Raw genomic sequence first — 13,524 nt, 5'->3', positions numbered from 1 at the left:
GATCTCCGATCGCCTACGAGAACGCCCTCCAACCACCATCAACTACCCTGGCCCAAGCCGCATAGACGTGTTCAATATCTGGGGTCAAGGCCCCGCTCGGCTTGCCCCTCGTAGTCGGTCAGGTGCTGGATGGTGTTCCACTCGTGGCAGACCTGCACCGGATGTGTGCCGAAGCGCTTCTCGCACTCGGCAGCCCACTCGTAGGCCGGGCTGGTCAGAAAGTCGCAGAAAAGTCGCACTGTCAGCTGGTAGGACCTCAGCGTCGAATGGGCCAGTCCCTTTTCGCTGATCAGAGACACCATCCACTCGTCCATGTGAGCGGCCGTCCAGTTCCACGGGTACTCGCTCGTGAACGTTGCGAACCGGCGCAGCTGGCCTTCACGGGCCTGCACTGTCTTCTGCTTCAGCCGCCGGCCGCCCCGCTGTTGTTTGGCGAACCCGCTGAGCATCCCCTCGAACACCCCGTCCTCGGGGTGCAGCAGAGCGACCCCGTCGACCAGCTCCAATCGGGCTGCACCCGCTATGGGCGGTCTTGCACCGTTCGACACCCCGACACCACCTTCCCGTTGACTGCATGAATCTTGCAAAAAACGGGAAGTTGGGGGCAAGGTTGCAGGTCAGAGGCTTGACGTAGGGTTGTCGGCGCGTGAAGGGTTGTCCTAGATCAGCGGCTTGAAGCCCTTCCGATCGTGCATCAGATGCAATACCGCGCAGTTCATGCACCACCCCGACAACCCCGCCTCCGGCCGCGTCCTGGCCAAAGCCGGGTTCACCCGCGTCGGCACGGCCGACCGAGACACCGAGACCGGAACCGTCCCCTACGAGCTGTACGCGCTGGAGACCGGCGGCATCTGAACCAGCGCACGCGCAGTGCGTACGCTGCATGCGTTTGGCCTGCCTTTTCGAGGAAGAGTTCACCGGATGACTGACAACCCGCCCGTGCCCGGACCGCGCCGGGACATGGCGATGCACAACGACTGGTGGGTGTCGGGCTGGGAGCACGTCCTGCCCCGTCAGGGCTTCCCGCTGACCATGCTGATCGGGACGGCGTGCCAGCCTGGTTTCACCGGCTCCCTGGACGACCTGGTGCACGAGATCTTCGACGGGCACTGGGACATGATCGGCGGCGACCTTGACGGTCCCCTCACCTTCTCCTGGCCGGATGAGGAATGGGACTATGAGGCCGCGCCGGAGGGCCGCGAGGCATGCGAGGCGGCCCGCTGGGAGCAGTTCAGCGCCATGCTGACGACAGCCGGCTTCCCGGTGCCCGCCACCGTGCGGGACCTGTCCCAGCTCTACCTGACGTGGGGCCTGGCCCGCCGCGAAGAGATGCCAGACGGCACTCGATGGTCCATGCCCGCCGCGCTGCCGCTGCCCGGCGACCTGCTGCCCCTGGACCCCGAACTCACCGAGCGCCTCGACGGGATCCGCTGGACGATGCGCACCGGCCCGCTCCTCGACACCCTCATCGACCATCTGGTCGACGACCTGGGTGAACCGGCAGAGACCCTCACCTCCCTGGACCGGCTTGCGGCAGCCACGGGCCAGGACGTCGACGACGTCCGGCTCGCTCTCGCGGAGCTCGTGAAATCCGGTGACGCCCGTGTCCAGCGCGGCGAGGAGCCGGCCGACGCGGAGCGCTTGGAGGCCCACCGCCGCTTCCGCCTGGTCATGGACTGGGAGCACTTCCACGAGAACCGCATCCAGGTCAGCCGCGGTGACTGAGGCCGCGCACGGCACTGTGGGGACCAGCGAAACGCGCCTGATCGTGCTCCGCGGCAACAGCGCCTCGGGCAAGTCATCCGTCGCGGCCGGCCTGCGCGAGAAGTTCGGCCGCAACCTCGCCATCGTTGCCCAGGACAACCTCCGCAGGATCGTGCTGCGCGAACGCGACCGCCCCGGGGCTGCGAACATCGGCCTGATCGACCTCACCGCCCGCTACGCACTGGACAACGGCTTCCACGTCGTCGCCGAAGGCATCCTGTACGCCGACCGCTACGGCACGATGCTCCAGGACCTGGTGCGCGCCCACCAGGGCGTCACACGCTGCTACTACCTCCACGTGCCCTTCGAGGAGACAGTGCTCCGGCACGCGACGAAACCAGACGCCGAATACCTTGCGCACGTCAACGAGGGCCACCTACGCGACTGGTACCGAGAGAAGGACCTGCTCCCCAACGGCCTGGAGACCGTCATCGACGCGGCCAGCACCCTGGACGACACGGTCCAACAGATCCTCTCCGAGAGCGGCCTGGACGGCATTCTCCCGATCGACCGCTGAGGGGCGCCACCGCAGGTACGGTCATCATCACGGCACCGACGACGGCACACACCACCGGACCCAGGGGGCAATGGGCGTGGAGAACGGATCGCAGAGCATCCCGTGGGGCGGCGAATGGCGACGCCACCTCCGCTCCAATGCCGAGATGGATCTCGTGCGCTCGTGGAGGCACCGTGTCGAATGCCCGACCTGCAAGGCGGCCGCAGGGCGGGCCTGCCGCACCGCGGGCGGCCGCCCGACCAACGAACACCGTGCACGCCGTGACGCCGTCGGCCCCACCTCGTACGCGAAATGGCGAAAGGAGGGCCTCATCCCGGAGCAGCGGGCGTACACGATTCCGGCTGTGCTCAAGGAGTCGGAGAAGGCCCGCGCCGACTACAACGTGGACACCGCCCTGGCCGACGGTGTGGCGGTCGTCCGCATGTTCCTCGCCGACCGGCTCGGGTTGTTCCTCCAGGGCGAGGAGGCCATGGACCGCATCGACGACGCCGTGCGCAAACTGATCGAGGTCCGCGGCCCGGTGGGGACGGCCGACGTGGTCACTGTCCTCGCCAGCCAAGTCGCCTCGCTGCTGGCTGCGAGCGCCGGCCCCGACGGCGATCCGGAGGCCCTGTTCGACACGATGATCCGCGCGCAGATCGACATGGTCCGCAGGATGAATGCGATCGAGAAGGAACGAGCCGACGGCTGACCGGCCGGTCAACGCCCATCGTGACCGCGATCTGGGCAACGAACACTTAGTAGTGCTTGGTCATGTTGGTGCGGGGTCTGGCATGTCGCAGTGACAGGTGGGGCAGGCGCCGGTCCAGAGTGCAAGGAGGAACTGCAGTTCGCGGGTGACCCGGTAGAGGCTCAGGCCGGCGCGGTCTCTTTTGGGGACCGGGTGATGCGCTGGAGGGTGCAGAAGGCGTGCGCGACGGAGACGAGGGTGATGTGGTGGTGCCAGCCCCGCCAGGTGCGGCCTTCGAAGTGGGCCAGGCCCAGGGCCTGTTTCATCTCGCGGTAGTCGTGCTCGATGCGCGTACTGTTCCGTCGTCGCTGCCGGTGACGGCGATGGGGCGGCCGTCACGGCTGTCGCGACCGTGGTGACCGGTCGGGGGCGGCCGGACAGCAGGGGACCGATACGGCGGCCCGTGGCGGGGCCGGTCAGCCGCAGCCACCGGCCCACCGCGACCACGATCACCTGCCACCGCCGGTGTGCAGTCATGGGCGGCGGTGCGGTCGTCCGTCCCAGTGGTGGGTCATCCACGCCCGGCGGATCACGTTGCGGACGGTGATGACGGTGTCGGCGAGGTCGAAGAACGCGTCGATGACGACGTCCCGGCGCTCGTAGCAGCGGGCGAGGTGCTGGAAGGCGTTCTGCCAGGCGTGGGTGCGCTCCACGCGCCACCTCCGACTGGCCTGGATGGGCGCCTTCTCGCCCTTGTGCGCGATCCGGCCGTGCAGGCCGCGTTCGGCGCCAGGGCACCGCCGCGTCCGTAGGTGTGGTTGACCCGCATCGCCCGGGCCTGTCCGGGGGCCAGGGTGGGGTGGCAGCGGCAGCGGGCCTGGATGGAGGTCTTCTCGTCCGCGCTGATGACGTACTCGTCCGGTCCGAGCGGTTCGCCCTGCCAGGTGCGGGCGTACAGGTCCAGCACACGGGCAGGCTTGCGGCCGAAGTCGGGGGCGGTGATGAAGATCCAGGAGCGGTGCTGCCAGGGCTTGAGCGCGTCCTGGGCCAGCCAGCGGCGCACGGTGGAGGCCGACAAGGCCGGGGCGATGCCTCGCGCCGTGGCCTCGCGGGCCAGTTCCGGGCACGACCAGCGGGCCAGCGGCGTGCCGGTCTCGGCGGGTAGTTGGCAGGCCAGGGCCTTCCCCAGCGCTGCCGGCCCGCGCCGACCGCGGCTACGCGCGCTTCCTCGCGTTCAGGCCCTGGACGCCGACACTGGCGACCACGACCAGGACGACGACGCGGCGGGCGCACAATGAGCGACACCCACATCGTGCTCCACGATCCCGAAGGCTTGATCGAGGCCGAACTGCCGCTGGACCGCGCCCCGTACGAGGCGCTCGTTACCGCCGTCCTCACGTGGGAAGACCCGGACCTCGAACCCCGCGACTACGAGTAGATCTTTCAGCTGACCGGGCACGCCCGCGCGGTGGCCGCCGACGTCCGCCGCCACGCCGCCCTGCCCAAGAGCGACGGCCGCGGCGCCCTCGCCGAAGTCGTCCTCCGGGAAGCCGACCGACGCCTGTCCGTACGGCCGAAGGGCACCGCCCTGCTGTGTCCAGAACCGTGCCCGCCTCGCAGTGGCAGGCGCCGCTGAACAACTCGAACGCCTTGAGGCCCTGACCTCTTTCGGCCGTCCCGGAAACGACCGCCGGCTCATGCCCCGCCGCCGCAGCCGCCGCCGCAGCCACCGCCGCACGAACTGGCCGCGCCGACACCGCCGTCGTTGGCCCAGCCGGAAGTAGCGGCGGAGCCCGTACCGGCAATCCGCTCCGGTTCAAGGATGCGAACGCCCGCCTCGGCGACGCAGCGCTCGCACAGCGCCCCGAACTCGGGCCACTGCTCCGGTCCCCTCCGCCCGTCCGCCACACCGAGCCAGACCGCCACCGGCACATGCACGGCCAGGGCGATCATGAACCAGAGCCCGTCCGAGCCCGGCTGGCGGGCGTAGAATCCGATGCCGAGGACGAGTACGGCGAACAGACCGCACACCGCGGCCCGCCCTTCCCTTGCGCCGGGCACGTCGCGCGTCCGACGAACGGGGAGGTTGCGCCGTGCTGTCCGCCGCAACTGGGAGCGGAAAGGCCGGGAAGCGGGACGATGCTCTCACCTCCTCCAGAGAGCCGCTCCCTCCGGCGTCGTCAACGGCCGTCTGCAGTGACGCCAGCAGGGGGTGCGTTCCCGGTCCTGCTTCCGGGATCGTCCGGTGCCGGCCGCGGAAGGAGCGGGGCCCGGCAAAGAGCAGCAGCATCCCGGCCTGTGTCGCGGCACGCTCTCCCTCAAGGTGATACATGGCGAGAACGGGCTTCGCGTCACCGGTCTCGAAGAAGCGTCCGATAGCCTGCCGGTCGCGCCGGAGCACGTACCGGAGGCGGAGTAGCGAGAACGCCATGAACGTCGTGAAAGCGCCCACCCAGACCGCCGCGAAGGCCCAGAAGGTCGGTAAGTCCGTCAAGAAGCCTGGCATCCGTTGCCCCCGCTGTCCCTCGCCGATCCATCCGGTCTGTCAGGGCTGCCGAGCGAGCGCTGTCCCTGGCTTCCAGAGTGGCAGGAACGACTCCCGCCGCACAGATGCCCGCCAGATCCCGATTCCGGGACGGTCGCCCGCCGGGGCAGCCGGAGCGCGGGAGGCGTCCCGAAACCGGCGGGCGCCACGGAGAAGCGGGACAGGTATTCGGGACGAGCCGCTTCGGGCGGCCAAGCGGGAGGGGAACGCGTGAACGCCGAGCTGGATGAGATCGCCCGTGCCGAGCTGGATGAGATCGCCCGTGCCGAGCTGATCGAGCGCGAACCGTGCCCACGGTGCGGTGCGCCACCCGGGTCGGTGTGCCGGGCGAACTCCGGCGTCGTCGCCGTCGACTACCACACCGGCCGGTACGCGAAGATCCCCAGGCCGGCGGGCCGCCGCCGACAGTCCGGTGCCGATGTCGAGGAACTGCCGGTAGCCCTCCTCGCCGCCAGGTGCTGGACTGTCCGTCCGAGGAAGGCGCGGGTGGCGAGGGCCAGAGCGCGCCCCGGAGCTGCGTAGCGTCGACGGCACGACGGACCACCAGCCGGAGAGGCGGGGCCCCATGCGCGTACACACCGACTCCGCCCCGGCCCCGGAGGGCCGCGGCCTTCAGTCGCCCGCCTACGGCGTTCCCTCCCCGGCCCTGCTGGCCCGCGCGGACCGTGGCTACGCCCGGTTCCTCGCCCAGCGGAACGAGGACCAGGACGACCGGGCCGACGGCGACGAGGACACCCAGCGGTGACCGCCGGCCACCCGCGCGAAGACGCCCCAGCAGCGAGGCCCGCCATGCACACCAGCAGCCACACGGTCCTGTACGACCGCGACGGCCTGATCGAAGCGGAGTTTCCGCTCGACCGAGAACCGTACGAGTGCCTCGTCACGGCCGTCCTCGCCTGGACCGACGGGGACGCACTGGCAGAACGCGACTACGAGCAGATCGCCCTCCAGCTGACCGGCCACGCCCGCGCGGTCGCCTCCGACGTCCGGCGCCGCGCCGGCTGTTCCCGGCCATGCCGTTCTCCCGCATAACCGTGCCACCCGTTTGTGGTTGACCACTCGGCCCTGCCGGTGCAGTTCGGCGGTGACGCGCGGGACGCCGTAGTTCCGCCGGGACGCGACGGGCGGCGCGGGCCTTCTTCACCCAGCCCCGCAGGGACTCCCACGGGCGCCCCGGCGGCCGTGGCCTCGACTCAGCCGCCGGTGCCCGTGCATTCGTTGTTCTCGCCGCCGCTGCGGCACCCCGCCTCGCCGGTGAACACGGGGGTCGGAGCAGGGTGTTCGGTGCGGTTCTCGTGCCGCTGGACCGCCACTCCGCCGGTCACCCCCGCCACCACCACGACGGCCATGAAGCACTGGGTCCACGCCGTCACCACAGCACGGGACCTGGCCGCGATCACGGCCGCCACCACGGCCAGGGTTCCCACCACGCCAGCGGCGACGAGATAGCCCCCCAGCGGGTCGGGGCTCACCGTCCTGCTCGGATCCAGGCTCACGCCGGACATCAACCAGACGCCGAAAATAACCAATAGAGCGAGCACTTCGAGAAGCAACAGCCCCACGGCAGTCCCCACGTCCGCGCCCCGACCGGCGCGGGGCCGTACGGAATCGTCGAACGCCGCAGGCGCGGTGGGAAGGTCCATGCCCGCCATTCTGCCCGGGCAGCAGGGTCGGCACATGAGTACGCGTACCCAGAAGCAGCCCGGATCGTCATCGACACTCTTCGCAGGAGAGGCGTCTGGCCAGGCTTCATATGCTTCCACATGTGGGGCAACCGCTCGGCGCCCCGCCAATGGCCGAACGTCGTCCTTCGGCAACCCGTGTCGGCCGGGCGCTTCGGCCCTTGCCGCGGTTCGTACGGCTGGGGCCCCCGTCAGGTGTCCTGGCGCCCCCGCAGTTCCTCCACGGCCGCCCGGGCCGCGGCCCCGATCACCGTGTCGGCGCGCGGGAGCTTGTTGTCGGACCGGGCAGCCTGAGTGAAGACGACGGCCGTGTATGTGCTGCCGTCAGCGAGCTCGACGACGCCCGCCTCATGGCGCAGAGCACCGAGGGTGCCGGTCTTCCCGTAGACGGTGACGTCGTCGTAGGGGAATCCGGAGCCGAGCCGGTGTGTCCACGGCTGCTGGCGCATCACCTTGCGCATGAACGCGCAACGGTCCTCGGAGGCGGCCTGACCGGTCCAGATCGCTCGCAGGAGCCGTGCCATGTCCGCCGGTGTGGAGGAGGCCTTGAACGCGGGGTCGTACACGCCCGGTGGGACGACGGTGTTGTTGTCCGCCACATGCGCCAGGGCCGCGTCCAGCGAGCGGGTGCCAGTTTCGGCGATCAGCCGGTTGAACGTGTTGACGACGCCCCCACGGATATGGGTGTCGGGCATGCCCAGGTCTCGGCACACGGCGTCCACGACGTCCGGGCCGACCGCTTGGAGAACGGCGTCGGCCGAGGTGTTGTCGGAGATGGTCATCATCAGCACCACCATGTCGCGCAGCGACATGGTGACGGCGTCGTGCAGGATGGAGATGCCGGTCGGGCCGGGTACGCGCTCGTCGGGTTCCAGTGTCAGTCTGCGACGCGGGTCGATCAGGCCCGCGTCCGCAAGCCGGCAGAAGGCGACCATCACAGGCACCTTATAGACCGAGCCCATGGGCAGCTGTTCGTCGGCATCGATGGTCACCTGGGCCGACGGATGGTGTAGATCTGCCACGTGCAGCCAGCCGCGGACGCCCGCGTCGTCGAACATGCTGCGGATGGCGCGTTCCACGCCGCTGCCGCGCCGCGTTGCGCTCACGGTGTCACCCTCCGGGTCAGCGCGTCCTCCAGCAGTTGCGCTGTCCTGGCCGTCTCCTCCGCCCCCGGCCGGCGCGGGTCCCAGGTCACTCGCAGGCGTAGGGGAAGCGGTGGGTCCGTCGCCGTTCGCCGCTCGACGCTGGAGGCCGCTAGCGCGTCGTCCGCAGTGACAAGGACTGCCTGACCTGCCGCGACGAGTGCGAGAGCGGCACGCTCATCGGAGACCACCACGGTTTCCACCCGGCGGCCGCGGCTGGCCAGGGTGTCGATGAACAGGTCGTGGGCCGCGGGGGCTTCGGCACGGGGACGTACGGCAACGGGCAGGCGCGACGCCGGTGCGTCACGTGCCTCCCCCCGGTCGGCGGGGGCGAGGATCCAGGTCGGCAGAAGGATCACGCGGCCGGCGGCGAGACCGTGCAGTACAGAGGGATGCCGGATCACGGCGATGTCCAGCCGCCCGGCAACGACGTCGCTGAGCAGCGCGGCTGTCGACGCCGTCACCATGCCGATCCGCGTCCGTTCGCCCGCCCGGACCGGCGCTGCAGCCACGTCGGCCGCCAGGGTCGTCGGCACTTCGGGAGCCAGCCCCAGCCGCAGCCGACGTCCATCGGCCTGCTCTCGGGCCCCGGTCTCACGGAGTTCTGCGAGCGCGGCCAGTGCTCTGCGGGCGTGAGGAAGCAGCTGCGTCCCCTCCTCAGTGAGGGACACCCCTCTGTCGCGGTCGAACAAACGTACGCCAAGCAGGGTCTCCAGTCGGCGCAGGCCCTGCGACAGAGGCGGCTGGGTAATGCCGACCCGCTGCGCCGCGGTCCCGAAATGTTCCTCCTCTGCCAGGGCGATGAAGATTTCCAGATGCCGTTCCGTCAGCACTCTGCACCTCCTGGCGTGCGCTGATACGACTTCCGAATCATTTGGATGCCGACATCGTATTCGACATGTGCCCGACGGCGGGCTTGACTCCAGGCCGGGGGCCGGCCCCGCCGGTTTCGGAAGGGCCGTCATCGGCCGCTGTCGAGCCCGCACACCCCCCGACGCCGGGGCCGTCTCCGGCAGGTCGATCAGGTGCGAACCGCCCGATCCGAAACGGAGATCACCTTGACGCATGCACACAGCCAGAACAGTGCCGCCTCCCACGCGGGGACTCGGCGCGTGCGGCGACCGCTGATCATCGGCGTGTCCCTTCTCGTGCTGACGGGAGGCGGGTATGCCGCCTTCGGCCTCTGGGGTGGCGACGCGAAGCAAGACGCGGACGTGGCGTCCGCCCGCGAGCCCTTCGCCGCGTTCCTCGCCGCGTGGGCCGGGCACGACGCGCGGAAGGCGGCGGGCTACACCGACACCCCTGACGACGCCGCGTCGCTCCTCACATCGGTCCTGACCAACCTCAAGCCCTCCAAGACCACCGTTGTCGGAGGCGAGGGCCTGAAGAAGGGCGAAGGGGAAGTGCACTTCCCCTTCACGGTGACCATGGCGCTACCGGGCGCAGGAGACTTCACCTGGCGCTCCGGTGCACAGGTGATCGACACATCAGGGACGTGGAAGGTCGAGTTCACTTCGCCGGTGATCCATCCGGAGCTGAAACCGGGGCAGACCCTTGCGCTCAAGAGCAGCAACGACAGGGCGAAGGTGCTCGACACCCAGGGGGACCCGCTCCGTGCGGAGAGTCTCGTCGGTACCGTCGACCCCGTCAGCGGCAAGGGTACGTCCGGTCTGGAGGCCCGCTACGACGACGTCCTGTCCGGGGGCAAGAAGGCAAGCAAATCTGTGGTGGTCGCGGACCGGCAGAGCGGGCGCGCCGTCAAAAACCTCACCGCCGCGGCGCCGGCCGCAGGCCGCCCGGTGCGCACCACCATCGACCCTCGCGTCCAGGAGGCGGCGGCCGATGCTCTGACCAGGGTCGAGGTCGATGGTGCCATCGTCGCCATAGACCCGCGCAACGGTTACATTCTCGCCGCCGCCAACCGGCCCGGTGGTTTCAACCGCGCCCTCGACGGTCGCTATCCGCCCGGTTCCGTCTTCAAGGTCGTCACGGCAGCGGCCCTTCTGGAGGGCGGCATGAAACCCGGGGCTCCCGCGGCCTGCCCGAAGTTCGCGAGCGTCGACGGGCAGCGCTTCGAGAACCAGAAGCAGTTCGAACTCCCCACCGGATCGACCTTCGCGGACGTCTTCGCCCAGTCCTGCAACACGTACTTCGTCAACGCCCGCGGCCAGCTCTCCGACACCGACCTGCGGGACGCGGCGCAAGCGTTCGGCATAGGCGGCAGCTGGGACGTGGGTACGACCACCTATGACGGCAGCGTTCCCGTCACCACGAGCGACAACGACAAGGCCGCCGCCACCATCGGCCAGGCACGCGTCCAGGCGTCACCGCTGGTGATGGCATCCGTCGCGGCCACCGTCAAGAGCGGGACGTTCAACCAGCCGGTCCTGGTGCCGGACGCGGTGAAGAAGAAGTACCGGGCACCGGCGGCGCTGGACGCCGAGGTCGCAGGCAGGCTCCGCGAGATGCTGCGTACCACCGTGACCTCCGGTTCCGCCCACGCGCTGAAGGGCCTGCACGGTCAACCCCACGCGAAGACCGGAACCGCTGAATTCGGCAGCGAAAATCCGCCGCGCACCCACGCCTGGATGATCGGGTACCAGGGCGACTCCGACCTCGCGTGGGCCGTACTCCTCGAAGACGGCGGTTCCGGCGGCGCAGACGCGGGCCCGGTCGCGGCGCGCTTCCTGAGCAACCTGGCCCGTTGAGCAGAAAACAGCCTGTCCGAACGACCGCTTCAGAAAGGAATGCCCGCACCTCATGCACCCCCGCACTCGTGTCTCCCGTCGTGCCGCCCTTGCCATGCTGGCTGGGTCAGCGACCCTGCCACTCTCCGGGTGCACCATCCCCCCGGACGGCGCCTCCCCGACGACATCCGGTCCGAATCCAACCACCACGAAGCCCTCCACATCGGCACCACCTGCCGATTCCCGTACGGCGCGCGCGTTCGGCGAACTGGAGCGGACGTTCGACGCCCGGCTGGGCGTCTATGCACTCGACACGGGCAGCGGCCGGACCGTGACCCACCGGGCCGACGAACGCTTCGCCTATGCCTCCACCTGCAAGGCACTGCTCGCCGGCGCCGTACTCAGCAGGAACTCCCTCCGGCAGATCGACCGGCTCGTGCGCTACGACCGTGACGATCTCATCAGCAACTCCCCGATCACCGAGCGGCACATCGCCACCGGACTGACCCTGCGTGAGCTGTGCGACGCCGCCGTCCGCTACAGCGACAACACCGCGGCCAATCTCCTCTTCCGTGAACTCGGCGGCCCCCAGGGCCTCCAGGACGCCCTGCGCGCCCATGGCGACAACGTCACCCGCTGTGACCGCTACGAGGTCGCGCTCAGCGACGCGGTCCCCGGCGACCTCCGCGACACCAGCACGCCCCGCGCGCTCGCCAACGATCTGCGCACATACGTCCTCGGCACCACCCTTCCGGCGGACAAGCGGGCCGTACTGACCGACTGGCTCAAGCGCAACACGACCGGCGACCACACCATCCGCGCCGGCACTCCTGACGGCTGGCAGGTCGGAGACAAGACCGGCTCCGGCGGCTATGGCACCCGCAATGACGTCGCCATCATCTGGCCACCCGACGCCGCTCCGATCGCCCTGGCCGTCCTCTCCCGCCGAGACACCAAAGACGCCGAACGCGACGACGCCCTGATCGCCCGCGCCGCCGAGGTCGCCTTCCGTGCGGTTGCCTAAGCTTGTCGTTTATGGTCCGCTATCGAACGCGGCTCGAACTTGGTGGGTGTCTTCGCAGTTCACCAGACGCGGAAGCGGCCTTCGGCTGATCCTTTGCTCCGTCACAGAGGCAGAGAGTCAACGCGAAGGCCGTGGTCATGAGTTTGGTGCATCAGGGTGTTTTGCGGGATGCGTTCGCGGAAGCGTCACACTTCCGGTCGGAGTTGTATGCGTGTCTGACCGCTCGGGGCGACGCGTTGTTCGAGTTGTGCGACGCGCTGTTGTGTACGGATGGGCCGGTGCGGACGCTGGTCGATCTGGCGCTCGCGCCGGAACACCGTCGTGGTCACGGAGCCCTGTACGGCGGGCTCAACCAGGGCCAGATCGACGTCGCCCGGCTCCGCCGGGCCCTGGTCGGGGTGCCGCTACCACGGGCTGCGGGCGGCAGGCTGGTGCTGGCCGTGGATGTCTCGCCGTGGCTGCGGCCGGATGCCAACACCTGCCCTGACCGGTCGTTCTGCCAGACCTTCGGCCGTGGCGAGGGCAAGCATCAGATGGTCCCGGGCTGGCCGTACTCGATCGTGGCCGCGCTGGAGACTGGCCGCACCTCCTGGACGGCGGTGCTGGACGCGGTCCGCCTGGAGCCCGGGGCGGACGTTGCCGCGGTCACCACGGTCCAGATCCGCGAGGTCGTCGAGCGGCTCATCGATGCCGGCCAGTGGCATGAGGGTGACCCAGAGATTCTGGTGGTGATGGACGCTGGCTACGACGCACCCCGCATCGCCTACCTGCTCGACGGCCTGCCCGTGCAGGTCCTCGGTCGTCTCCGTTCCGACCGTGTGATGCGGCGCCCGACACCGCCACCCGTCTACGACCCGAAGGGCGGCCGACCGCCCAAGCACGGCGGAGAGTTCGTCTTCGGTGATCCTGGCACCTGGGGCACCGAGCAGGCAGTGACCACCACGGACACCCGCCTCTACGGAAAAGCGACGGCGCAGGCATGGGACCGGCTGCACCCAGGCTGACCCGCCGGGCGGCCTGGCTCAACCACGACGGGCCACTGCCCATCATCGACGGCACGATCGTCCGCCTGGTCGTCGAGAAGTTGCCCAGCGGCGGGGTGAACAAGCCCGTCTGGCTGTGGTGGTCGGAGACCGCCGCCACGGCCGACCGATGGACGTGGCTGGTGGTCGCGGCCTACGCCCAGCCCCGGCTGGCCCGCCCGCTGGCCACCGACCTCCGACGGCCCTGGGAGAAGCCCGCCTCGCCGAACAAACTCACGCCCGCCCGCGTCCGCAGAGGGTTCAGAAACCTGCGCGCGAAGACCGGCTCTCCAGCCGGTGCACCGAAACCCTCCCGCCCCGGCCCTGGCCGCCCCTTGGGCTCGAAGAACCACCGCCCTGCCACCCGTCACGACGTGTGGTGCGATGCTTCCTGCGCAGGCGGAGACCGGCCAGCCCTGTCGCCTGCATGACCCGGGCGACCCGCTTGTGGTTCACCACCTCGCCGTCCTC

Annotated in this window: 14 protein-coding genes and 5 pseudogenes; 12 read left to right on the top strand and 7 right to left on the bottom strand. The window is 69.8% G+C overall.

Annotated features, from left to right (window positions below; all coding sequences use genetic code 11):
• Positions 1 to 71: 71 nt before the first annotated feature.
• Positions 72 to 506 (bottom strand): site-specific integrase, encoded by a 435-nt coding sequence (locus ACIRJP_RS40545; RefSeq protein WP_404185954.1) that lies wholly within the window; start codon positions 504 to 506, stop codon positions 72 to 74.
• A gap of 211 nt (positions 507 to 717) precedes the next feature.
• On the opposite strand from ACIRJP_RS40545, the gene ACIRJP_RS40540 reads away from it, so the two are divergent.
• The 4 genes from ACIRJP_RS40540 (at position 718) to ACIRJP_RS40525 (ending at position 2,972) form a co-directional block, all read left to right on the top strand.
• Entirely contained in the window at positions 718 to 855 is a 138-nt protein-coding gene (locus tag ACIRJP_RS40540) for a hypothetical protein (protein WP_404185952.1), read from the top strand.
• A gap of 66 nt (positions 856 to 921) precedes the next feature.
• Entirely contained in the window at positions 922 to 1,725 is an 804-nt protein-coding gene (locus ACIRJP_RS40535) for a DUF6042 family protein (RefSeq protein WP_404185950.1), read from the top strand.
• On the top strand, positions 1,718 to 2,281 hold the full coding sequence (locus ACIRJP_RS40530; RefSeq protein WP_404185948.1) for an AAA family ATPase: 564 nt from the start codon (positions 1,718 to 1,720) through the stop codon (positions 2,279 to 2,281). The genes ACIRJP_RS40535 and ACIRJP_RS40530 overlap by 8 nt, the downstream gene beginning before the upstream one ends.
• Before the next feature lie 70 nt (positions 2,282 to 2,351).
• On the top strand, positions 2,352 to 2,972 hold the full coding sequence (locus ACIRJP_RS40525) for a hypothetical protein (RefSeq protein ID WP_404185947.1): 621 nt from the start codon (positions 2,352 to 2,354) through the stop codon (positions 2,970 to 2,972).
• 161 nt (positions 2,973 to 3,133) lie between these two features.
• Here the strand turns inward: ACIRJP_RS40525 and ACIRJP_RS40520 are convergent.
• Positions 3,134 to 3,301: pseudogene (locus tag ACIRJP_RS40520) on the bottom strand (IS701 family transposase); the annotation flags it as partial.
• Between the two features lie 183 nt (positions 3,302 to 3,484).
• A pseudogene (locus ACIRJP_RS40515) lies at positions 3,485 to 3,817 on the bottom strand (IS5/IS1182 family transposase); the annotation flags it as partial.
• On the opposite strand from ACIRJP_RS40515, the gene ACIRJP_RS40510 reads away from it, so the two are divergent.
• Positions 3,770 to 4,249 carry a hypothetical protein gene (locus ACIRJP_RS40510; protein ID WP_404185958.1) on the top strand — a complete coding sequence of 160 codons (480 nt, stop codon included), beginning with the start codon at positions 3,770 to 3,772 and terminating at the stop codon, positions 4,247 to 4,249. The pseudogene ACIRJP_RS40515 and the gene ACIRJP_RS40510 sit on opposite strands and share 48 nt — an antisense overlap.
• Positions 4,246 to 4,735 (top strand): annotated as a pseudogene (locus ACIRJP_RS40505) (restriction endonuclease). Before ACIRJP_RS40510 ends, ACIRJP_RS40505 begins: the two are co-directional and overlap by 4 nt.
• Here ACIRJP_RS40505 and ACIRJP_RS40500 read toward each other — a convergent pair.
• Positions 4,647 to 5,012: a hypothetical protein gene (locus ACIRJP_RS40500; protein WP_404185945.1), complete on the bottom strand. Its 366-nt coding sequence runs from the start codon at positions 5,010 to 5,012 to the stop codon at positions 4,647 to 4,649. The pseudogene ACIRJP_RS40505 and the gene ACIRJP_RS40500 overlap by 89 nt on opposite strands.
• 694 nt (positions 5,013 to 5,706) lie before the next feature.
• Here ACIRJP_RS40500 and ACIRJP_RS40495 point away from each other — a divergent pair.
• The 3 genes and pseudogenes from ACIRJP_RS40495 to ACIRJP_RS40485 form a co-directional block, all read left to right on the top strand.
• Complete coding sequence (locus ACIRJP_RS40495) at positions 5,707 to 6,018, top strand: hypothetical protein (protein WP_404185943.1); 312 nt, start codon at positions 5,707 to 5,709, stop codon at positions 6,016 to 6,018.
• Between the two features lie 43 nt (positions 6,019 to 6,061).
• Positions 6,062 to 6,241, top strand: coding sequence for a hypothetical protein (locus ACIRJP_RS40490; RefSeq protein ID WP_404185941.1), 180 nt, complete (start codon positions 6,062 to 6,064; stop codon positions 6,239 to 6,241).
• Positions 6,242 to 6,285: 44 nt separating this feature from the next.
• Positions 6,286 to 6,495: pseudogene (locus tag ACIRJP_RS40485) on the top strand (restriction endonuclease); the annotation flags it as partial.
• Positions 6,496 to 6,689: 194 nt separating this feature from the next.
• Here ACIRJP_RS40485 and ACIRJP_RS40480 read toward each other — a convergent pair.
• The 3 genes from ACIRJP_RS40480 to ACIRJP_RS40470 form a co-directional block, all read right to left on the bottom strand.
• Complete coding sequence (locus ACIRJP_RS40480; protein ID WP_404185939.1) at positions 6,690 to 7,139, bottom strand: DUF6234 family protein; 450 nt, start codon at positions 7,137 to 7,139, stop codon at positions 6,690 to 6,692.
• A gap of 230 nt (positions 7,140 to 7,369) precedes the next feature.
• A complete protein-coding gene (locus tag ACIRJP_RS40475) occupies positions 7,370 to 8,284 on the bottom strand; it encodes a serine hydrolase (RefSeq protein ID WP_404185937.1) in 915 nt (304 codons plus the stop codon).
• Positions 8,281 to 9,153 carry a LysR family transcriptional regulator gene (locus tag ACIRJP_RS40470; protein WP_404185935.1) on the bottom strand — a complete coding sequence of 291 codons (873 nt, stop codon included), beginning with the start codon at positions 9,151 to 9,153 and terminating at the stop codon, positions 8,281 to 8,283. Before ACIRJP_RS40470 ends, ACIRJP_RS40475 begins: the two co-directional genes overlap by 4 nt.
• A gap of 279 nt (positions 9,154 to 9,432) precedes the next feature.
• Here ACIRJP_RS40470 and ACIRJP_RS40465 point away from each other — a divergent pair, with 279 nt between their 5' ends.
• From ACIRJP_RS40465 to ACIRJP_RS40455, 3 genes and pseudogenes are all read left to right on the top strand, one after another.
• Entirely contained in the window at positions 9,433 to 11,028 is a 1,596-nt protein-coding gene (locus tag ACIRJP_RS40465) for a penicillin-binding transpeptidase domain-containing protein (protein ID WP_404185933.1), read from the top strand.
• A gap of 94 nt (positions 11,029 to 11,122) precedes the next feature.
• The gene (gene bla, locus ACIRJP_RS40460) at positions 11,123 to 12,031 is read left to right on the top strand and encodes a class A beta-lactamase (RefSeq protein ID WP_404185956.1); all 909 of its coding nucleotides are present in this window, start codon (positions 11,123 to 11,125) and stop codon (positions 12,029 to 12,031) included.
• 137 nt (positions 12,032 to 12,168) lie between these two features.
• A pseudogene (locus ACIRJP_RS40455) lies at positions 12,169 to 13,484 on the top strand (transposase).
• Positions 13,485 to 13,524: the final 40 nt, after the last annotated feature.

Origin of the sequence: Streptomyces sp. NPDC102437, assembly GCF_044765565.1 — a bacterium.
Classification (GTDB): domain Bacteria; phylum Actinomycetota; class Actinomycetes; order Streptomycetales; family Streptomycetaceae; genus Streptomyces.
Note: the sequence above shows the minus strand (reverse complement) of the source record. Positions and strands in the feature narration are given on the sequence as shown.

Coding starts and splice junctions, on each gene's coding strand:
- ACIRJP_RS40540 (WP_404185952.1), top strand. CDS start 718: ATGCACCACCCCGACAACCCCGCCTCCGGCCGCGTCCTGGCCAAAGCC.
- ACIRJP_RS40535 (WP_404185950.1), top strand. CDS start 922: ATGACTGACAACCCGCCCGTGCCCGGACCGCGCCGGGACATGGCGATG.
- ACIRJP_RS40525 (WP_404185947.1), top strand. CDS start 2,352: ATGGGCGTGGAGAACGGATCGCAGAGCATCCCGTGGGGCGGCGAATGG.
- ACIRJP_RS40490 (WP_404185941.1), top strand. CDS start 6,062: ATGCGCGTACACACCGACTCCGCCCCGGCCCCGGAGGGCCGCGGCCTT.
- ACIRJP_RS40480 (WP_404185939.1), bottom strand. CDS start 7,139: ATGGACCTTCCCACCGCGCCTGCGGCGTTCGACGATTCCGTACGGCCC.
- bla (WP_404185956.1), top strand. CDS start 11,123: ATGCTGGCTGGGTCAGCGACCCTGCCACTCTCCGGGTGCACCATCCCC.